Source organism: Marinobacter sp. B-12, assembly GCF_056857915.1.
The window spans coordinates 37,973-57,620 of sequence record NZ_JBSXOB010000041.1 but is presented as its reverse complement, the minus strand read 5'-3'; the positions used below and the strand labels follow the sequence as shown (position 1 = coordinate 57,620).

The window sequence follows — 19,648 nt, the reverse complement described above, 5'->3', positions numbered from 1 at the left end:
AATCCCCGCCATAACACGCATTGCAATGCAATGCCCTACCCTCCGAATTCTGAGTAAATTAATGTCTGAATTGTCTTTTGCCGACCTCGGCCTGGATCCAGCTGTCCTCGAAGCAGTTGCCGCCGTTGGCTATGAAAAGCCTTCTCCCATACAGGCCCAGACGATCCCTGCGCTGTTGGCTGGTAAGCACTTACTGGGTGTCGCCCAGACAGGTACCGGTAAAACCGCCGCCTTTGCGCTGCCGTTACTGAGCCGGATAGACGCGTCTGTGATGGCGCCGCAGATCCTCGTTCTGGCACCCACGCGGGAACTGGCCATCCAAGTGGCCGAGGCGTTCACCACCTATGCCAGCAAGTTCCGCAACTTTCACGTCCTGCCTATCTATGGCGGCCAGGACTTTTTCCCTCAGATCAAGGGCCTGCGCCGCGGCGCCCAGGTGATCGTGGGCACCCCTGGCCGAATGCTGGACCACCTCCGCAAGGGCACGCTTAAACTGGATAGCCTCAAAGCTCTGGTACTGGACGAAGCCGACGAAATGCTGCGCATGGGTTTCATCGACGACGTGGAAGCGATCCTGGCAAAGACCCCGGACAACTGCCAACGCGCGCTGTTCTCCGCGACTATGCCGCCGCAGATCAAGAAGGTCGCCCAGACCTATCTGCGCGACGCCACGGAAGTGAAGATCGAGAGCGAGACCCGCACGGTTGAGCGCATTTCCCAGTTTGTTCTGCCGGTCTATGCCGAACGCAAACTGGATGCCCTGACCCGCATCCTGGAAGTGGAACCGGTAGACGGAACCATCATCTTCGTTCGCACCAAGGCGGAAACCACACTACTGGCGGAAAAACTGTCGGCACGTGGCCATGCGGTAGCGCCACTGAATGGCGACCTGAACCAGCGCCAACGCGAGCAGACAGTGGAAGATCTCAAGCGCGGCAAGAAAGACATCATCGTGGCAACGGATGTTGCGGCCCGCGGCCTTGATGTCCCCCGCATCACTCACGTCATCAACTACGACGTGCCTTACGACACCGAAGCCTACATTCACCGGGTTGGCCGCACCGGCCGTGCCGGTCGTGAAGGCAAGGCGATTCTGCTGGTCACGCCTCGGGAGCGAAGCTGGTTGCGCACGCTTGAGCGCGCCACCAACTCGCCAATGGAATCCTATGAACTGCCCTCGCCCAATGCTCTGAAGAAGATGCGGGAAGAGCAGTTTGAGTCACAACTTCTGGGTTTTGCTGAAGATGGAAAGCTGGGCAAAGCGATGGCGTTGCTCGATGAAATTGCCGAACGCAACGACATGGACATTGCGATGGTTGCCGGTGCGCTGGCTTGCTATCTGGAGGCATCCCAGCCGGGCTCGCTGCCCCTGGAACAGCCGGAAGCACTGCCGGTGGTTTCTGCCACCGCACCGCCACGTCGTGACCGTAAAGGTGGCCGTCCGGGCGGTAAGCCAGGATTCAAACCCGGCTTCAAGAAGGGCCCCAAGGGTCGCGGCGGCCCTGGCCCGAAGGGCAAGCCTCCCGGCAAGGGTGGCAAGCCGTCAGGTAAGCGCCCACCCCGCCAGGGCTGATCTGCTGACCTAAGCGCTCAAGGCTGACTTGGGCGCTGGTAGACGACGAAGCTGTAGTCGTAAGGGTTGTTATCGGACGCGGAGAAATCCTCCCGTCCGAGCTCTTCCCACTCTTCCCAGTTCACTTCCGGAAAAAAGGCATCCCCGTCGACCTCGGCGTGTACCTGGGTGATATAAATCCGATCTACCATCGGCAATACTTCGGCGTAGATCTGGCCACCACCGATGATCATCACTTCGTCCCCGCCTTCAATCTCGGCCTGAGCTTCGGCTTTGACCAATGCGTCTTCCAACGATTCTGCCGCCACCGTTCCAGCGGGCGCTTCCCATTCCGGGTTCCGTGAAATCACCACGTTCATCCGTCCGGGTAAGGGTCTGCCAATGGAATCCCAGGTTTTTCGGCCCATGATGATGGGTTTTCCCATGGTGGCCTGTTTGAAGTACCTGAGGTCGCCTGGCAAATACCACGGTAGCTTATTGTTTCGACCGATGACCCGGTTGCGGGACATGGCGACTATGAGAGCCTTCCTCATTGTTTGTTTATCCTCCTGCTTGGGCGCTCCGAATCCGGAGCCCTCGAGATTTGGGGGCAGCAAGCGGGCGGGAAGACGTGTCCAAAAAACGCCTCAAGGCATCCATGCGCGGCTTGGGCTCCGCCATCCATGGCTCCGCACATTTTTGGACACGTCTTCCCGCCCTCTCGCGATCCGACAATTCAGTCAGTTTATCCATAATCATTGCGCGATAGCGCACTTGATTGAGCATAAGGCGGAATAGACATCAAAATCTGACCTAATCTTCCGGATAATCGAACGCCGGTACTCGATCGCAGGTCAGCGGGTAGGAACTTCCGAAAATGTGCGGAGCCATGGATGGCGGAGCCCAAGCCGCACAGGGACGTCTAGAGGCGTTTTTCGGAAGTTCCTACCCGCTGACCTGCAGACGCCAAAACAGAAGGGCCAGGCTCAGCTAGAGATCAAATAGCAATAGGCGCCTTAATCCCAGGACATGGCTCATACCCGTCAAACTCGAAATCCTCCAATTCGTACTCGAAGATTGACGAAGGCTTCCGCTTGATCACCAGCTGAGGCAACGCCCGCGGCTCCCTTTTCAGCTGCTCGAATACGATGTCGTCGGTCAGGTGGTTCTGGTAAAGGTGACAATCGCCGAAGGTATGGACGAACTCCCCCACCCCCAGATCGCACTGCTGGGCGATCATGTGAGTCAGCAGCGCGTAGGACGCGATATTGAATGGCACGCCCAGGAATAAATCCGCGCTGCGCTGGTAGAGCTGACAGGAGAGTTTGCCGTCGGCAACGTAGAACTGGAACAGGCAGTGGCAAGGCGCCAACGCCATGCGCCCCTGGCGGACGTTGTCCTGGGGGCCAATGGATTCATCCGGAAGCTCAGCCGGGTTCCACGCCGAGACAATCAGCCGGCGGGAATTGGGCTTGTTGCGAATCTGCTCAATCACCTCGCTGATCTGGTCAACAGTGCTGCCGTCCGGGCAGTGCCAGCTTCGCCACTGTTTACCGTAGATAGGACCGAGGTCGCCGTTCTCCAGGGCCCATTCATTCCAGATAGAAACGTTGCGTTCTTTCAGCCAGTTATTGTCGGTGGAACCCTGCAGGAACCACAGCAGCTCCTGGATAATACTGCGCAGGTGGACTTTCTTGGTGGTCACCAGCGGGAAGCCGTCCTGCAGGTCAAAGCGAATCTGGCGGCCGAAGACCGAGCGGGTGCCTACGCCGGTTCGGTCACCGCGGTCCATGCCGTTGTCCACCACGTCTTTCATAAGGTCGAGATAGGCTTTCATTCAGCGTTTCTCCGGTAAGCAAGAACAATCAGAGCAACACCGGCGAGGATCATGGGGAACGACAACACCTGCCCCATGGTAAGCCAGTCAAAGGCCAGGTAGCCCAGTTGTGGGTCGGGCTGGCGAACAAACTCCACCAGGAAGCGGAACACGCCATAACACGCCAGGAACAAGCCAGAAACCGCCATACGGGGCCGCGGCTTGGACGAAAACCACCACAGGACGATAAATAGCAGGACGCCTTCCAGGGCAAACTGGTAAAGCTGGGACGGGTGCCGGGCCAGGCTGTCCGGTGCTGTGCGGAAGACCATGCCCCAGGCAACGTCGGTGGGCTTACCCCACAGCTCGCCATTGATAAAGTTGCCTATACGGCCAGCGCCGAGCCCTACCGGCACCAGCGGTGCGACGAAATCCGCAATCTGCCAGAAGGTGCGGTCCACCTTGCGACCGAACCACCACATGGCGAAGATCACACCAAGCAGGCCACCGTGGAAAGACATACCTCCTTCCCACACACGCAGCAACATCAGCGGATCGGCCGCGAAGGCGCTGAAATTGTAGAAGATCACATAGCCAAAACGGCCGCCCAGTATCACACCAAGGGCAATGTAGAACAGCATGTCCCCCATCTGCACTTCGGTAATGGGCGACCAGGGCTTGCGGGCGCGGAGGCGGCCCAGCCACCAGCCCACAAGAAATCCGACCAGGTAGGTCAAGCCATACCAGTGTATTTTCATAGGGCCGATGGCAATGGCCACCGGATCGATTTGCGGATGCTGGAGCATCAAGAACCCCTCAGGTCACAACAGAAAACGGATACCTACGACAATCAGGAAGATGGCGAAGATTTTTTTCAACAGGGCCGCGTCCAGGCGATGAGCCAGATTAGCTCCAACCCGGGCGAACAATACACTGGCCAGAACGATACCCACAAACGCAGGCAAATAAATAAACCCGATGCTGAGCTCGGGCAGCTCCGGGTTCTGCCAGCCGGTGGCGATGTTTGCCAGCGCACCGGCTACAGCGATGGGCAATCCACAGGCGGCGGAGGTGCCTACCGCTTGCTGCATCCGCACGTTACACCAGCTCAGGAACGGAACGGTCAGCGTGCCACCGCCAATGCCAAAAATAGCGGATGCCCAGCCAATACTGGCGCCGGCGCTCCCCAGCCCGACGGATCCCGGCACGTCGCGGCCGGGTTTGGGGTTGGCACCGAAAAGCATGTTCAAAGCCACCAGAATGACAAACACACCTATGACCAACTCCAGGGCCTCACCACTGAGCATGGATGCGGTCCAGGCACCCAGCACCGCACCGAGTACAATACCCGCCGTCATGGGGCGGAATATTTCCCAGCGGACCGCTCCGTGGAGATGATGGGACCTGATTGAGCTGATGGAGGTGAACACGATAGTGGCCAGAGATGTACCCACGGCCAGATGAGCAGCGACGTCGCTACTCACACCCTGCAGGTCAAAACTGAAAATAAGCACCGGAACAATAACCAGCCCGCCACCAATGCCAAACAGGCCAGCCATGGTGCCCGCCAAGGCACCCAGCACAAGGTAAAGGCCAACAACAGCAAAAAGGGTCATACTCAGCCACACGCAGACAGCGAATCAGGCTGGTATGATACACACCGAATCCCTTTTGTTCACTCGCGACTGATGAGCCCGCCACCATGTGCCTGATTGTTTTTAGCGTACAACAGCATCCTGCCTTTCCACTGGTCGTGGCAGCAAATCGTGATGAGTTTTTTCGCCGGCCCACTGCGGCCATGGACTGGTGGCACAGCGAAACCGCCGGGCGCAATATCCTGGCGGGACGTGATTTGCTGTCAGGCGGCACTTGGCTCGCAGTCGATGAAGATGGAGGTGTTGCTGCCGTAACCAATGTGCGGGAAGGCTCGCAGGTACCCGGCGCCCACTCCCGTGGTGAACTGCCACTAATGGCGCTGGCAGAAAACCGAGATGCGCTCGCAGCCCGACTGCAAACGCGAAAAAACGATTACTCGGGATTTAATCTGGTCAGGCTGGATGAGCACGCAGGATGGTACTACAGCAACCGTGACGCTCACCCCGGGCGCCATGTTCATCGCGGCACCTACGGCTTGAGCAACCACCTCCTGCAGACCCCCTGGCCAAAACTGCTGAGGTTGAGAAACTCGGTGACCGATTTGCTGGAAGGGGCGTCGGCGGACCGCACCGATGATCTCCATCATAATCTTGTCGAACGCCTGCAGGACACTACGCCGGCGCCCGACCATGAACTGCCGGATACCGGCGTTGGCAAGGATACCGAACGCTTTCTGTCTTCCCCTTTCATTATCGGCGGCGACTACGGCACCCGCGCCACGACGGTGGTCACAGTCAGTGCCATTGGTGAAATCCGGGTGACAGAGCAGTGTTGGGGACCGGAGGGGAAAAAGGAAGGCGCAAGACATTTCTGCTGGCAGCGGTCGGCCTGAAGCTTTGGTATAATCCGCCAAATTCCGCGAAGCAACCGGAGGCCCTTTATGGCCGGTGAGAAAAGCTCGGCGTCCATCGCCGACTTCGAAAAATCCCTGGATGAGCTGGAAAAACTGGTTCATGACCTGGAGCAGGGCGAACTCTCCCTGGAGCAGTCTCTCACAGCATTTGAACGCGGCGTAAAGCTGACACGAGAGTGCCAGCAAGCGCTCAAGACGGCGGAACAGCGGGTAGAACAGCTGGTCGAAAACAGTGATGGCACACTGGAAACACGCCCTTTCACTCCGGACGAACCCGCCTGATGTCAACTCCGAACACCCGCCTGGCGACGTTCCTGGAACAATGCCGCAATCAGATTGACGCCGAACTTGAGCGCCAGCTTTGTGCATCCGGCCAAGGTTCTGAACGCCTGCAACAGGCCATGCGATACAGTGTGCTGGGCGGAGGCAAGCGCATCCGGCCGGCGCTTTGCCTGGCGGCAGCCACGGCGCTGGGCCAGCCCCGGGAGAGTGCGATCGTTCCCGCCTGCTCGCTGGAACTGATTCATGCCTACTCGTTGATTCACGATGACCTTCCGGCCATGGACAATGACGATTTGCGCCGTGGCCGCGCCACTACGCACATCGCCTTTGACGAAGCCACCGCCATATTGGCAGGCGATGCGCTGCAGACCCTTGCGTTCGGCTGGCTGGCCGAAGCACCGGGACTGGATGATCAGGTGCGCCTTGCAATGATACGGGAATTGGCGACCGCCAGTGGCCACCAGGGGATGGCGGGTGGACAGGCGATAGACCTCGAGTCCGTCGGCAAGCAACTGACCGTTGAGCAGTTGGAGAAAATGCACCGCCACAAAACCGGCGCACTCATTGCGGCCAGCGTCCGGATGGGCGCTCTCACCGCAACCGATGTGGGCGAGGACCAGTTGGCGGCCCTCACGGTTTATTCACAAACCCTCGGCCTCGCCTTCCAGGTACAGGATGACCTGCTGGATATTGAGGGCGACACCACGGTGATCGGCAAACCCCAGGGCTCGGATCTGGCCCGCTCCAAGCCAACCTATCCCTCGCTGCTGGGCGCTGACGGCGCCCGGAACTACCTGTCGCAGCTGCTTGAGTCCGCACTGGCCAGCATCGAAATGTTTGGCGAGGAAGGCGACCTGCTCCGGGACATGGCCGGCTACGTGGTGGCACGCACCCATTGATCATCAACGGCTCTGAGATGCACACTGACTTATGACGGACTGGAGGGGACCAACTGGCCCAATCAGTATGAAACCGGGTGCCTTCATCCCCTATAATAGTACCCACATTTTGAACCACCCGGAAAAGACCCGAGCAGATGCAGGATACATATACTTTTAAGGAGATCCCGTCCCAACGGCCCAACACGCCGCTGCTGGACAGGATTGACACTCCCGGGCAACTGCGCGAACTGGCAGCAGAACAACTGACCCAGCTCGCCAGGGAGCTACGTGCCTTCCTGCTATGGTCGGTGGGTCAAACAGGCGGCCACTTCGGCGCCGGCCTGGGTGTCCTGGAACTGACCGTTGCCCTGCATTACGTCTTCAATACCCCGGAAGACCGCCTGGTCTGGGACGTGGGCCACCAGGCCTACCCCCATAAAATCCTGACCGGGCGCCGGGAACGCATGAACAGTATCCGCCGAAAAGACGGCCTGGCCGGCTTTCCGAAACGTGCGGAGAGCGAATACGATACCTTCGGCGTTGGTCATTCCAGCACCTCCATCAGCGCTGCCCTGGGTATGGCCATCGCCTCCCGCATGCAGGGCACTGGTCGCAAGAGCATTGCCGTCATCGGTGACGGTGCCATGACAGCCGGCATGGCGTTCGAGGCTCTGAACCACGCCGGGCACCTGGACGCCAACATGCTGGTGATCCTCAACGACAATGACATGTCTATTTCCCGCAATGTGGGTGGCTTGTCGAACTATTTTGCCAAGCTGTTGGCGAGCCGGACCTACAACCAGGTCCGCGACAGCGGAAAACGGGTGCTCCAGGGCACGCCACAGTTGATGGCACTGGCCCGCAAGACCGAAGAGCACTTCAAGGGCATGATTTCCCCGGGCACGCTGTTTGAGGAGCTGGGGTTCAACTACATTGGCCCCATCGACGGTCACGACCTGCCCCTGCTACTGGAGACCCTGGAGAACATCCGCGAACTGGACGGCCCGCAATTTCTCCATGTGGTCACCACCAAAGGCAAGGGCTTCGCCCCGGCCGAGGCTGATCCGATCGGCTACCATGCCATCAATAAAATCGAGCCGGTACCACCCAGCAAGCCAGAACCGGTTGCCCCGAAGCCATCGAAACTGAAGTACGCCAATGTATTTGGCCAATGGCTCTGTGACGCCGCCGAAGCCGACGACCGCATCGTGGGTATCACCCCCGCCATGTGTGAGGGCTCCGACCTACTGGCGTTCTCCCAACGCTTCCCGGACCGGTATTTCGACGTTGCCATTGCCGAACAGCACTCCGTCACTCTGGCTGCAGGCCTTGCCTGTGACGGTGCCAAACCGGTGGTGGCGATCTATTCGACGTTTCTTCAACGTGCCTACGATCAGCTGATCCATGACGTGGCCATACAGAATCTGGACGTCCTGTTCGCTATCGACCGGGCCGGGCTGGTGGGCGAAGACGGCCCCACCCACGCTGGCGCGTTTGACATCAGCTACTTGCGCTGTGTCCCGAACATGATCGTGATGACACCCTCTGACGAGAACGAAACCCGTCAACTGCTGCACACAGGCATGCTGTTTGAGGGGCCGGCGGCAGTACGCTACCCGCGGGGTACTGGCCCGGGCGCAGAGATGGTCCGCGAACTGGCTCCGCTACCGATCGGCAAGGGTCGGCTTGTGAAAGAAGGATCGGGTGTTGCCATCCTTAACTTCGGCACCCTGCTCACGCCTGCACTGGAGGCTGCCAAGTCTCTGGGCGCCACTGTCGCCGACATGCGCTTTGTAAAACCGTTGGATGAAGAGCTCATTCTGGCATTGGCGGAAAAGCATGGCCTTCTGGTCACGATTGAAGAGAACGCCATTGCCGGCGGAGCGGGCAGCGCGGTGACGGAATTCCTGAACAGCCGGGATGTCAGCCAGCCCGTGCTTCAGATCGGCCTGCCAGACACCTTCATAGATCACGGTAAGCACGGCGAGTTGCTGTCTTCCTGCGGACTGGATGCCGAAGGCATCAAGCACACTATTGAAACCCGCCTGGAGCGAATGAAGTACAACCAGTCGCTAAAAGCGGTTCAATAAGCGCGCGAAGAGATCACATCAGACGGCGGGATCGTCGTCCTGGTGGGTCTCGAACCAGTGTCCGAGCTTGCTCTGCTTGGTATTGAGGTAATGCTCATTGTGGGGGTTGCGCCCCACATGCAGAGGGACGCGCTCCGCTATTTCTATGCCCAGATCGGTCAACGCATCTACCTTGCGGGGGTTATTGGTCATCAGCCTCAGGCTACGAATGCCCAGGTGCGCCAACATATCCCGGCACATGCTGTAGTCCCGCAAGTCAGCCGCAAAGCCGAGTTGTTCGTTGGCTTCCACGGTATCCGCACCCTGATCCTGCAGGTTGTAGGCACGAATCTTGTTCAGCAGCCCAATACCCCGGCCTTCCTGGCGCAGGTACATAAGAATGCCCCGACCTTCGCGGGCAATACTGCGCAAGGCTTCCTCCAACTGATAACCACAGTCACAGCGCATGCTGTACAGGGCGTCGCCGGTCAGGCACTCGGAATGGGTCCGCGCCAGCATCGGCTCCGGACTGTTGAGGTCACCCAGCGTAAGCGCCACGTGCTCCTTTCCGGTGTCCGGCTCTTCAAAGCCGTGCATGTCGAAAACGCCGAAAGGGGTTGGCAGCCGGCAAGTCTGGATGTAACGAACAGCCACAGTGTTTCCTCGTGGTTCAGTCAATCGAGCGGCGCATTCTATCACGAGGCCAGCGCCCTGGCGTAGTCTCTGTATGGTTGATCCTACGAACCGGAGTCAGAAGCAGACCAGTGGCCACTACGACCACCCTTCTTCTCCAACAGGCGGACATTGTCCACGACCATACCGCGATCAACGGCCTTGCACATATCGTAGAGCGTCAGTGCCGCCACGCTGGCAGCCGTGAGCGCCTCCATTTCGACGCCCGTCTGGCCGGATAGCTTACAGAGGGTGGCGATACGGACCGAAGCACCGTCCTCGCCCGGTGTCAGCTCCACTTTGACGGACGTCAGGTTCAGCGCATGGCAAAGCGGAATCAGTTCGTGGGTTTTCTTGGCCGCCATGATACCGGCGACCCGCGCCACCGCCAGTACATCCCCCTTGGGATGCTGCCCTTCCACAATCATTGCCAGGGTGTCCGGCGCCATCCGAATCAGCGCCTCGGCCCTGGCCTCACGCTCGGTAACAGCCTTGGACGTAACGTCTACCATGCGCGCGGCGCCAGTATCGTCAAGATGCGTCAGTTTGCTCACGGTGTCTCCCAAAATCGTTGATAAAAGCGGCCTTCACGGATCTATCATACCAGAGCGTACAGAACTGGCGGCGGGATCAGTATCCGTTCCCTGACCACCAGAAACCAATACCCGCAATGCCCTGAGCGCCAACCTGTCGTGCTGCGTGGACATCATCAGGGACAAGCCCGCCAAGGGCATAGACAGGAATCCCTGCGCCTGCGGCCAGCGCCTGGAAACGCTCCCATCCAATTCCCGTTGCACCAGGATGGGAAGAGGTAGGCTTTACCGGGCCCAGGGTAATAAAGTCTGCCTGGAGCTGTTCTGCATGGGCAATTTCCTCTTCATCGTGACAGGAGATTGCCAGCAGGTATCCCTCGGGTATCGGCCGGGCGGAATACTGCCGGGCCTCCCGCCACGGCAGGTGCAAACCGGCGGCCTCGGGCAGGCGCTCAAGCAGCGACGGGGCACCGTGAAGCATCAACAGGGAATCGCTTGCGCGACACGCCTCCAGTGACCAGCCCGCCAACCGCTGGTATAGCTCATCACTTAATCCCGGCGCCCTGAACAGGCACAACTGCGGGCGCGTTTCGAGCAAGCGCTGGCGAAGTTGTTCAGGGAATGCCGAGGAATTACCGGCAGAACCGGTAATGGCATAGCGACGAGGCAGCTTCAGTGCGCGGATAATCGGACGGTTTGCGGCGGGAAAATCAACATCCGCCAGATCCTGGACATCGAGCCATTGTATCGCCTGTCCTTCACGGCCCTCGGGGTCGCCTTCAGCTGATGAGGCTTCCCAGACATCAAGAAACACCCGCTTGTCCCCATAATCATGGCGAATTTCAATCACCGGCTCAAGCAGGTCCGGATCTATCCGCAACCCGGTCTCTTCGTGAACTTCCCTGACCAGGGCCTGTTGGACCGTTTCACCGTCCTCAACCTTGCCACCCGGAAACTCAAGTAAACCGCCCTGATGAACATGGTCCGGCCGACGGGCGATCAACACTTTCCCATCACGAAAGACAACACCCACCGCAACGTGTATTTCCTGAACTGGCGTCATAATCAGGTGCGATACTCAGCATTGATGGTGACGTAGTCATGGGAAAAGTCGCAGGTCCACACCCGTTCACTGACATTCCCCCGCCCGAGATCAATGTGGATGGTAATTTCCTCACCGTCCATCACTGCCTGCCCGCGCGACTCGCTGTAATCCGCCGCACGACCGCCATTGCGAACCAGGCACACATCTCCCAGCCAGATCTCGAGGGCGTTCAGGTCCAGCCCATCGACACCAGCACGCCCCACGGCAGCCAGTATCCTCCCCCAGTTGGGATCGGACGCAAACAGTGCGGTTTTAACCAGTGGTGAGTGAGCAACAGTGTAGGCAACGTCAAGCGCCTCCTGGACCGATGTCGCACGGCTGACTTCAAGGGTGACAAACTTGGTGGCTCCCTCACCATCGCGGACAATCGCGTGCGCCAGCTCAAGGAACACCTCGCGCAGCGTTTCCCTGAGCCTTGGCAGGGACGGGCTATCCGCCGTGATTTCAGGGCCACCAGCCTGACCGCTGGCAATCAGCATGCAGGCATCGTTGGTGGACGTGTCGCCATCAATGGTAATCCGGTTGAAGGACGCCTCACCCAATTCCGACGCAAGGCTCGACAACACGTCCGGCGCGATATTCGCATCGGTGGCAATGAAGCCCAGCATGGTAGCCATGTTGGGGCGGATCATGCCCGCCCCCTTACTGATACCGGATATGGATACCGTTTGGCCATCCAGATCAATCTGGCGCGAGGCACCCTTGGGGCGAGTGTCCGTGGTCATAATACCCGAGGCCGCTTCTGCCCAGTGCGATTCGGAGACATCCGCCAGCGCCTGCGGCAACGCGCTGACGATTTTACCCACCGGCAGCGGTTCACCGATAACGCCGGTTGAAAAAGGCAATATGCTACCGGCGGAGACACCGGCGTGATCCGCCAGCGCCTGACAGCAGGCCTGGGCATCCTTCATACCTTGTTCGCCGGTACCGGCATTGGCATTGCCGGTGTTGATCAGCAGGTAGCGCGGTGCATCGCTTGCCAGATGGCTTCGCGTAACGTGAACGGGGGCCGCGCAAAACTGATTACGGGTAAAAATACCGGCCACTCGGCTACCCGGCGCCAGCTCAATAACCACCAGATCCTTCTTGCCAGGTTTCTTGATACCGGCACTGCCGATACCCAGCCTGACACCGGCCACCGGGAAAAACGTCGGCAAGGTTCCTGGACCAACTGCCATCTTCAATCTCCTTTCGTCATGATCGACTTCTACCCGGCGACCCGGCCGGAACACCAGTTACCAAACGAAAAACCCGCAACCTGTCGATCAGGGTGCGGGCCTTAGTTCGCTCATTCAGCGGCGGAAATCAGTTGACCTTTCCACAACACTGCTTGTACTTCTTGCCGGACCCGCATGGACAAGGCTCGTTTCGCCCTACTTTCCGGTCCTGTCGCACAAAGGTCTCCGGCGTGCCCTGAGGCTGCTGGGTATCAGACCCATCTGCGCTGTCATCCTGACGGTGCTGTGCGGTGGCGCTGGTTTCATCGTGGCGCAGTCGCGCCTGGGCAAGCTCCCGCTCCAGCTCCTCCTTGCGGCGGCGCTCGACCTCTTCCATTTCTTCGCGGCTCTGAACACGGACATGGGACAACACCCGGACCACATCACGCTTCATGGTTTCCAGCATGCTTTCAAACAGGTTAAAGGCCTCGCGCTTGTACTCCTGCTTGGGGTTCTTCTGGGCATAACCACGCAGGTGGATACCACGGCGCAGGTGATCCATGTTTGAAAGATGCTCTTTCCAGAGCGTGTCGAGCACTTGCAGGAACACCTGCTTCTCGAACTTGCGCATCGACTCGGAACCCGCCAGTTCCTCTTTAGCTTCGTATGCCGCAACAATCTCTTCCAGAATACGCTGACGCAAATTCTCTTCGTAGAGTTTGCTGTCGTCGTCCAGCCATTGCTGAATAGGCAGGTTGATCGCCATTTCCGATTGCAGTTGGCTCTCCAGGCCCGCAACATCCCATTGTTCCGGCATACTCTGCGGCGGGATGAACTCACTGACCAGAGAGTCCACCACATCCTCGCGAATGGTTTTAATCATCTCGGAAACGTCTTCCGACGACATGACCTCGTTACGCTGATCATAGATCACCGTACGCTGATCATTGGCAACGTCATCGTACTCCAGCAGGGTTTTCCGCATATCGAAATTGCGGCCTTCCACCTTGCGCTGGGATTTTTCAATGGCGTTGGTGACCATTCGATGCTCGATGGCCTCGCCTTTTTTCATACCCATGGCCTGCATCAGGCTCTTCACGCGATCCGGCGCGAATATCCGCATCAGGTTATCTTCCAGTGACAGGAAGAACCGTGATGAACCAGGGTCACCCTGACGACCGGCACGGCCTCGAAGCTGATTGTCAATGCGGCGGGATTCGTGACGCTCGGTACCGATGATGTGCAGCCCGCCAGCCTCAAGTACCTGATTGTGACGCTCGGTCCACTCGGCCTTGATGCGAGCCACTTCCTCTTCGGTGGGGTTTTCCATTCCCGCCACTTCAAATTCCCAGTTACCACCCAACACGATGTCCGTACCGCGGCCGGCCATATTGGTGGCAATGGTGACCGCCCCCGGGCGACCGGCCTGGGCGATGATCTGTGCCTCACTCTCGTGCTGTTTCGCGTTCAGGATCTTGTGATCAATTCGCGCCTTCTTGAGCAGCATGGATAGAAGCTCTGAGGCCTCAATTGAGGCAGTGCCCACCAGGATTGGTCGGCCTTCAGCCGTCACATCCTTGATCTCATCAATAATGGCGTGAAATTTCTCTTCCTGAGTCAGGTAGATAAGATCGTTGTAATCGATTCGCTGGATAGGTTTGTTGGGAGGAATAACAACAACGTCCAGACCGTAAATCTGGCGAAATTCAAATGCCTCGGTGTCAGCCGTACCGGTCATACCGGCAAGCTTGTCATATAGACGGAAGTAATTCTGGAAGGTGGTAGAAGCCAGGGTCTGGCTCTCTGCCTGAATACGAACTCCTTCCTTGGCCTCAATCGATTGGTGCAGGCCTTCGCTCCAGCGACGGCCTGGCATGGTACGACCAGTATGCTCGTCAACAATCACTACCTGATCGCCCTGAACGATGTAATCCACGTCCTTCTGGAACAGATGATGAGCTCTGAGGGCCGAGTGGACGTGATGCAACAGGCTAAGGTTGGCGGCCGAATACAGGCTTTCACCTTCCTTCAACAAGCCCCTTTCCAACAACAACTCTTCCACTTTCTCATGACCAGTTTCGGTCAACTCCACCTGACGGGATTTCTCATCAATGGTGAAATCGCCACTGGGCTCGCCTTCTTCACTGACTTCGCCCAACTCGAGGCTTGGCACAAGTTCGTTGATCGCCAGATAGAGTTTTGAACTGTCTTCGGCCGCACCGGAGATAATCAGCGGGGTGCGGGCTTCGTCAATCAGGATGGAGTCCACTTCGTCCACGATGGCAAAGTGGAGGCCTCGCTGCACCTTGTCTTCAGTGCTGAAGGCCATGTTGTCGCGAAGATAGTCGAAACCAAACTCGTTGTTCGTACCGTAAGTAATGTCCGCCTGATACGCCGCCCGTTTCTCTTCAGGGGGCTGGCCCGCTACCACGACCCCTACCTGCAAACCCAGGAAGCGATACAGCTTCCCCATCCAGTCGGCATCACGGCGGGCCAGGTAGTCGTTCACGGTGACCAGATGCACGCCCTTGCCAGTCAGAGCATTCAGATACACGGCCAGCGTCGCTACCAGCGTTTTACCTTCGCCGGTTTTCATCTCGGAAATACGGCCTTCGTGAAGCGTGATACCGCCAATCATCTGCACGTCGTAGTGGCGCATCCCCATGACCCGACGACTCGCCTCACGAGTGGTGGCAAACGCTTCCGGAAGCAATGCGTCGAGGCTTTCGCCTTCGTCATAGCGGCGGCGAAATTCCGCGGTCTTACCTTGCAACTCGGTGTCGGACAAATTGCCATACTGCTCTTCAAGCTCATTAATACGCGATACGGTTTTTCGCATTCGCTTGATTTCTCTGGCGTTCTTACTGCCGAACATCTTGGTTGCAAGCTTTGTGAACATAGACCACTGCTTCTTTGATTAAACGGAGGAAGCCGGCATTCTAACCTTATTTCGCAGCAGTACAAAAGTCAGGCCTCACAGAAGCCTGTCACAACGCTGAAAAGATTGAAAAAAGGTGCCGGAGGGGACAACGGGAAGAAATCAGGCGCCCTTACAGGCACCTCTACAAGCGGCTAGCGGCTAGCCCGCTTGATGTAGGTTTCCGGATTCTCGGACTTGCCGTTGCGGATAACTTCAAAATGCACATGGGGCCCGGTAGAACGGCCTGTGCTGCCCATCAGCGCCAGCACCTGGCCCTTCTGGACAACATCGCCCACCTTGACCTTGATGGTCTTGGCATGGGCGTAACGGGTTACCAGGCCATCACCGTGGTCCACCTCAACGAGGTTGCCATAGCCGTAGCGCTCGTCGGCGTAGGTGACCACGCCACCCGCCACGGAAATGATATCACTTCCGTCCTTGCCAGCCAGGTCCACACCAGCATGCCAGGTACGCTTGCCAGTGAAAGGGTCGGAACGATAGCCATATTTCGAGGACAGCCAGCCCCAGGTAATAGGGCGCCCCTCCACAAAAAGCTCTTTCTCAAGCTTCTGGCGGGAAGTGACCATGTCCAGCATGCGTAATTGCTGCTCCCGATCTTCAATGCGGCGTGCAAGCTGATCAATCATGCTGGTCAGTTCTGGCGCAGTGAAAGAGTCGCCATCAAGACTTTCTTCAGGGCCACCAACAGCAGCTGGCTGATCAAAATCGAACTCGTCGCTGGCCACCAGGCCCGACTCCAAAAAGCGCTGCCCGAGGGCATCAAGCCTGAGAAGGCGCCCCTGCATATCACCCAACCGCAGCGTTAACGCATCAACCTGCTGCTGGACGTTCCGCTCGATTCGGGACAGCTCCGTCTTTTGCTCGCTCAGCCGGGACTGCCACTGAGCCAATAATTCCGATTCCGCGGGCTCGGCCGGCTCAATCTGGCTCACCGCCACCTGGTAACCAGACCAACCCGCCAGTATCAGTAGTGCGGTCACGATGAAAACCACTCCTGCCAGAACAGGGGCGTTTATCGAAACCGTGCGGGATTTCCCATGGCGCTTGCCAACGAGGATAATGTTCATATCGTCTTCTGGTTTCATGGGGACGCAACCTGATCCTGTAGTGTTGCATCCAGAGTTTTCTGACAGGGCCTGCCTGGGCATCCTTTGCCAGATTGCGGATTTCCTATCCGACTACTCAATCTTGGGCAGCATAAATCGCGTCTGAAAACGCGCGTGCTATCCATTGCAACGACTACGTTTAATAAAATAGCAGCCGCCCGTGGACATACACACACCAGACAATGTAAAACGAGTGTAATACAGGCTCTGCCTATTAACCGTGCCGAAGTGTAACCAATCGTTACCGTTGTCGTCGAGAATTACTGATTGCCATGAAAAAGAAAACCGACCTCGAATTGACTCCGGACAGCTTCTCCAGAGCTTCTACCCTGCGTGAACTGATGGCAAAAGCCCAGCATCACACTCAGGCAGAGCAGCTCGTTATCGCTGCGCTTCCAGAAAGCCTGGCCAAAGGCACACGGTTTGTCAGTTGTCGTGACGGGGAGCTGATTCTGTCGGCTACAGCGGCCACCACTGCCAGCCAGATCCGTTTCCGCCAGCATGAAATCATGGAAGAGCTTCGCAAGCAGGAGCTGTTCCGCTTCGTCTGGAAACTGAAGGTCAAGGTTGCTCCGCCACGGTTCAGCGAGCGTCCGAAAGCAAAAATGACACCCCTTAGTAACGAAAATGCCCGGCTCCTCAAAGAGGAAGCCGGGCACACGAAGGACAAACAATTACGCGAGGTTCTCGAAAAACTCGCAAGCCACGTCCGGGATTAAGGCGTCCTGCCTCAGCCCGCCGCCAGCACAGGTTTCATGTAGGAAATCGGGGCAGCGGCCTCGTCGTCAAAGGTCACCACTTCCCACGCATCCTCTTCCGCCCTGAGCTTGCGCAGCAGCTTGTTGTTCAGGTCGTGGCCGGATTTAATACCACGGAACTCGCCAATCAGGCTGTTACCCAACTGGTAGAGGTCACCGATGGCATCCAGCAATTTGTGCTTGACGAATTCGTCATCGTAACGCAGACCGTCTTCGTTGAGGATTTTGTAATCGTCAACGACGATGGCGTTATCAACGCTTCCGCCCAACGCCAGGTTCATCGCACGCAACTTTTCAATATCACGCATGAAACCAAATGTTCGTGCGCGGCTGACTTCCTTCACGAACGACGTGCTGGAAAAGTCAACAGTTGCTGTCTGGGCGCGCCCCTTGAAGACAGGGTGGTCAAAGTCGATACCGAAGCTGACCTTGAAGCCTTCGAAAGGCAGCAGAGTCGCCTTCTTGTCACCTTCTTCAACCGTCACTTCGCGCTTGATGCGAATGAAACGCTTGGCAGCGTCCTGCTCGGCAATACCGGCGGACTGCAGAAGAAACACAAACGGACCGGCAGAGCCGTCCATAATAGGCACTTCCGCGGCACTGAGCTCGACGAAACAGTTATCAATCCCGAGACCAGCCATGGCTGACAACAAATGCTCCACTGTTGCAACCCGGACACCGTCTTTCAGCAGTGTCGTGGAAAGCATGGTCTCACCAACGTTTTCCGCACAAGCACGGATTTCAACCACAGGGTCAAGATCGGTACGGCGAAAAACGATCCCCGAGTCCACCGGAGCGGGCTTCAGGGTCAGATACACTTTCTCCCCCGAGTGCAAGCCAACGCCGGTGGCGCGGATGGTGTTCTTGAGTGTCCGTTGTCTGATCATCGGTACATATTTCCGTCACATAAGTGCGATATAGTCTGGGCAAAATTCTGCCCGGAGAATACCAGAAAGTAACACTGAATACCATTTAACCAATCGTTAACCTTTGATTGGCCTCCCGGCACAAGCCCGGACTGATAGACAGCACACGTTATTCGGTCACAAAGGTTCCATTACCGAACACATTTGCAACAGATTATCAGTCAGCCTGACGGCGAAGGAATGCGGGAATATCGAGATAGTCGACTCCCTGCTCCTCGCTGTCCTTGCTCTGATCAATCGCCACATTACCGTGAGCCACGGCACGACGACGCAGAACGGCCGGACGGTCAAGCTGGTTATAATCCGTTGTGCCATCCAGGCTGCGGGTGTTGTCCACCACCTTGGTCGGCTTCTCACGGTCACCGCCCAGGCCGGTCGCAACGACCGTCACCTTGAGTTCGTCGGTCATTTCCGGATCAATCACGGTACCCACGACCACCGTCGCGGAATCCGAGGCAAATTCACGAACAATGTCACCAACCTCGGAGAATTCTCCCAGATTGAGGTCCATACCTGCAGTGATGTTGACCAGGATACCCTTGGCGCCCTGCAGGTTGATGTCTTCCAGAAGCGGGCTTCGTACAGCGGCTTCCGCAGCTTCGCGGGCACGATTCTCGCCAGTGGCACGCGCGGTACCCATCATGGCATTGCCCATCTCGGACATAACCGTTTTTACGTCGGCGAAATCCACGTTGATCATACCGTTGCGGGTAATCAGGTCAGCAATACCCTGAACCGCCCCCAGCAGAACATCGTTCGCCGAGCCAAATGCGTCCAGCAGGCTGGTCTTCTTACCCATCACCGCCAACAGCTTTTCGTTGGGGATGGTGATCAGCGAGTCAACGGTTTCCTCCAGTTCCTTGAGGCCGGCTTCCGCCACACTCATGCGCTTGCCGCCTTCAAACATGAATGGCTTGGTGACAACAGCAACGGTCAGGATACCCATTTCCCGGGCCACTTCAGCCACAACCGGCGCGGCACCGGTTCCGGTTCCGCCGCCCATGCCGGCAGTAATGAACACCATGTCGGCGCCTTTCAGCGACTCGGCGATGCGATCACGGTCTTCCAGAGCGGATTGACGCCCTACTTCCGGGTTGGCACCGGCACCCAGCCCTTTGGTGATGTTGCCACCAAGCTGAATGATCTGACGTGCATCCAGGTCCGTCAGGGCCTGGGCGTCAGTGTTGGCGCAAATAAACTCCACGCCTTCGATATCACTGTTGAGCATGTGGCGAACGGCATTGCCGCCACCACCGCCAACACCTACTACTTTAATGACAGCGTTTTGCTGGACATTATCGACGAGTTCAAACATTTCCCCTACTCCTTCGTGCTGTTTAT

18 protein-coding genes are annotated in these 19,648 nt (G+C 57.7%); 6 read left to right on the top strand and 12 right to left on the bottom strand.

The window, feature by feature from the left end:
* Positions 1–61: 61 nt before the first annotated feature.
* Positions 62–1,573 carry a DEAD/DEAH box helicase gene (locus AC13D2_RS06045; RefSeq protein WP_007155029.1) on the top strand — a complete coding sequence of 504 codons (1,512 nt, stop codon included), beginning with the start codon at positions 62–64 and terminating at the stop codon, positions 1,571–1,573.
* Positions 1,574–1,590: 17 nt separating this feature from the next.
* On the opposite strand, the gene AC13D2_RS06040 is transcribed toward AC13D2_RS06045, so the two are convergent.
* The 4 genes from AC13D2_RS06040 to AC13D2_RS06025 form a co-directional block, all read right to left on the bottom strand.
* The gene (locus tag AC13D2_RS06040) at positions 1,591–2,106 is read right to left on the bottom strand and encodes a dihydrofolate reductase (RefSeq protein WP_040474719.1); all 516 of its coding nucleotides are present in this window, start codon (positions 2,104–2,106) and stop codon (positions 1,591–1,593) included.
* Positions 2,107–2,549: 443 nt separating this feature from the next.
* Positions 2,550–3,389 (bottom strand): thymidylate synthase, encoded by an 840-nt coding sequence (locus tag AC13D2_RS06035; protein ID WP_300497053.1) that lies wholly within the window; start codon positions 3,387–3,389, stop codon positions 2,550–2,552.
* Complete coding sequence (gene lgt, locus AC13D2_RS06030; RefSeq protein ID WP_482938346.1) at positions 3,386–4,174, bottom strand: prolipoprotein diacylglyceryl transferase; 789 nt, start codon at positions 4,172–4,174, stop codon at positions 3,386–3,388. The genes AC13D2_RS06035 and lgt overlap by 4 nt, the downstream gene beginning before the upstream one ends.
* Before the next feature lie 15 nt (positions 4,175–4,189).
* Entirely contained in the window at positions 4,190–4,984 is a 795-nt protein-coding gene (locus AC13D2_RS06025) for a sulfite exporter TauE/SafE family protein (protein ID WP_482938345.1), read from the bottom strand.
* Between the two features lie 86 nt (positions 4,985–5,070).
* On the opposite strand from AC13D2_RS06025, the gene AC13D2_RS06020 reads away from it, so the two are divergent.
* The 4 genes from AC13D2_RS06020 (at position 5,071) to dxs (ending at position 9,130) form a co-directional block, all read left to right on the top strand.
* Entirely contained in the window at positions 5,071–5,856 is a 786-nt protein-coding gene (locus AC13D2_RS06020) for an NRDE family protein (RefSeq protein ID WP_292049668.1), read from the top strand.
* 48 nt (positions 5,857–5,904) lie between these two features.
* Complete coding sequence (locus tag AC13D2_RS06015) at positions 5,905–6,159, top strand: exodeoxyribonuclease VII small subunit (RefSeq protein WP_292049667.1); 255 nt, start codon at positions 5,905–5,907, stop codon at positions 6,157–6,159.
* Positions 6,159–7,058, top strand: a complete 900-nt coding sequence (locus tag AC13D2_RS06010) for a polyprenyl synthetase family protein (protein ID WP_292049666.1) — start codon at positions 6,159–6,161, stop codon at positions 7,056–7,058. The genes AC13D2_RS06015 and AC13D2_RS06010 overlap by 1 nt, the downstream gene beginning before the upstream one ends.
* Positions 7,059–7,195: 137 nt before the next feature.
* The gene (gene dxs / locus AC13D2_RS06005) at positions 7,196–9,130 is read left to right on the top strand and encodes a 1-deoxy-D-xylulose-5-phosphate synthase (protein WP_300497068.1); all 1,935 of its coding nucleotides are present in this window, start codon (positions 7,196–7,198) and stop codon (positions 9,128–9,130) included.
* A gap of 18 nt (positions 9,131–9,148) precedes the next feature.
* Here the strand turns inward: dxs and ribA are convergent, their stop codons facing one another.
* The 6 genes from ribA to AC13D2_RS05975 all read right to left on the bottom strand — a co-directional run bounded on the left by ribA (position 9,149) and on the right by AC13D2_RS05975 (position 16,602).
* On the bottom strand, positions 9,149–9,763 hold the full coding sequence (ribA, locus tag AC13D2_RS06000; RefSeq protein WP_007154564.1) for a GTP cyclohydrolase II: 615 nt from the start codon (positions 9,761–9,763) through the stop codon (positions 9,149–9,151).
* 83 nt (positions 9,764–9,846) lie between these two features.
* Positions 9,847–10,335: a cyclic pyranopterin monophosphate synthase MoaC gene (gene moaC, locus AC13D2_RS05995; protein WP_292049663.1), complete on the bottom strand. Its 489-nt coding sequence runs from the start codon at positions 10,333–10,335 to the stop codon at positions 9,847–9,849.
* Between the two features lie 76 nt (positions 10,336–10,411).
* Entirely contained in the window at positions 10,412–11,377 is a 966-nt protein-coding gene (locus tag AC13D2_RS05990; protein WP_292049662.1) for a Nudix family hydrolase, read from the bottom strand.
* Positions 11,378–11,379: 2 nt separating this feature from the next.
* A complete protein-coding gene (gene argJ, locus AC13D2_RS05985) occupies positions 11,380–12,597 on the bottom strand; it encodes a bifunctional glutamate N-acetyltransferase/amino-acid acetyltransferase ArgJ (RefSeq protein ID WP_420390612.1) in 1,218 nt (405 codons plus the stop codon).
* Positions 12,598–12,724: 127 nt separating this feature from the next.
* A complete protein-coding gene (secA, locus tag AC13D2_RS05980; protein ID WP_300497076.1) occupies positions 12,725–15,475 on the bottom strand; it encodes a preprotein translocase subunit SecA in 2,751 nt (916 codons plus the stop codon).
* 173 nt (positions 15,476–15,648) lie between these two features.
* Positions 15,649–16,602 carry a M23 family metallopeptidase gene (locus tag AC13D2_RS05975; protein ID WP_300497079.1) on the bottom strand — a complete coding sequence of 318 codons (954 nt, stop codon included), beginning with the start codon at positions 16,600–16,602 and terminating at the stop codon, positions 15,649–15,651.
* Positions 16,603–16,895: 293 nt separating this feature from the next.
* Here AC13D2_RS05975 and AC13D2_RS05970 point away from each other — a divergent pair, with 293 nt between their 5' ends.
* Positions 16,896–17,342, top strand: coding sequence for a DciA family protein (locus AC13D2_RS05970; protein WP_286748534.1), 447 nt, complete (start codon positions 16,896–16,898; stop codon positions 17,340–17,342).
* An 11-nt stretch (positions 17,343–17,353) separates the two neighbouring features.
* Here AC13D2_RS05970 and lpxC read toward each other — a convergent pair whose 3' ends face one another.
* Both lpxC and ftsZ read right to left on the bottom strand, forming a co-directional pair.
* Positions 17,354–18,268 (bottom strand): UDP-3-O-acyl-N-acetylglucosamine deacetylase, encoded by a 915-nt coding sequence (gene lpxC, locus AC13D2_RS05965; RefSeq protein WP_007154571.1) that lies wholly within the window; start codon positions 18,266–18,268, stop codon positions 17,354–17,356.
* A 196-nt stretch (positions 18,269–18,464) separates the two neighbouring features.
* Entirely contained in the window at positions 18,465–19,622 is a 1,158-nt protein-coding gene (gene ftsZ / locus AC13D2_RS05960) for a cell division protein FtsZ (protein WP_007154572.1), read from the bottom strand.
* Between the last annotated feature and the right edge of the window lie 26 nt (positions 19,623–19,648).

Bases quoted from the DNA above. Each gene is read 5' to 3' on its own strand.
- AC13D2_RS06045 (WP_007155029.1), top strand. From the start codon at position 62: ATGTCTGAATTGTCTTTTGCCGACCTCGGCCTGGATCCAGCTGTCCTC.
- AC13D2_RS06040 (WP_040474719.1), bottom strand. From the start codon at position 2,106: ATGAGGAAGGCTCTCATAGTCGCCATGTCCCGCAACCGGGTCATCGGT.
- AC13D2_RS06035 (WP_300497053.1), bottom strand. From the start codon at position 3,389: ATGAAAGCCTATCTCGACCTTATGAAAGACGTGGTGGACAACGGCATG.
- lgt (WP_482938346.1), bottom strand. From the start codon at position 4,174: ATGCTCCAGCATCCGCAAATCGATCCGGTGGCCATTGCCATCGGCCCT.
- AC13D2_RS06025 (WP_482938345.1), bottom strand. From the start codon at position 4,984: ATGACCCTTTTTGCTGTTGTTGGCCTTTACCTTGTGCTGGGTGCCTTG.
- AC13D2_RS06020 (WP_292049668.1), top strand. From the start codon at position 5,071: ATGTGCCTGATTGTTTTTAGCGTACAACAGCATCCTGCCTTTCCACTG.
- AC13D2_RS06015 (WP_292049667.1), top strand. From the start codon at position 5,905: ATGGCCGGTGAGAAAAGCTCGGCGTCCATCGCCGACTTCGAAAAATCC.
- AC13D2_RS06010 (WP_292049666.1), top strand. From the start codon at position 6,159: ATGTCAACTCCGAACACCCGCCTGGCGACGTTCCTGGAACAATGCCGC.
- dxs (WP_300497068.1), top strand. From the start codon at position 7,196: ATGCAGGATACATATACTTTTAAGGAGATCCCGTCCCAACGGCCCAAC.
- AC13D2_RS05990 (WP_292049662.1), bottom strand. From the start codon at position 11,377: ATGACGCCAGTTCAGGAAATACACGTTGCGGTGGGTGTTGTCTTTCGT.
- argJ (WP_420390612.1), bottom strand. From the start codon at position 12,597: ATGGCAGTTGGTCCAGGAACCTTGCCGACGTTTTTCCCGGTGGCCGGT.
- secA (WP_300497076.1), bottom strand. From the start codon at position 15,475: ATGTTCACAAAGCTTGCAACCAAGATGTTCGGCAGTAAGAACGCCAGA.
- AC13D2_RS05975 (WP_300497079.1), bottom strand. From the start codon at position 16,602: ATGAAACCAGAAGACGATATGAACATTATCCTCGTTGGCAAGCGCCAT.
- AC13D2_RS05970 (WP_286748534.1), top strand. From the start codon at position 16,896: ATGAAAAAGAAAACCGACCTCGAATTGACTCCGGACAGCTTCTCCAGA.
- lpxC (WP_007154571.1), bottom strand. From the start codon at position 18,268: ATGATCAGACAACGGACACTCAAGAACACCATCCGCGCCACCGGCGTT.
- ftsZ (WP_007154572.1), bottom strand. From the start codon at position 19,622: ATGTTTGAACTCGTCGATAATGTCCAGCAAAACGCTGTCATTAAAGTA.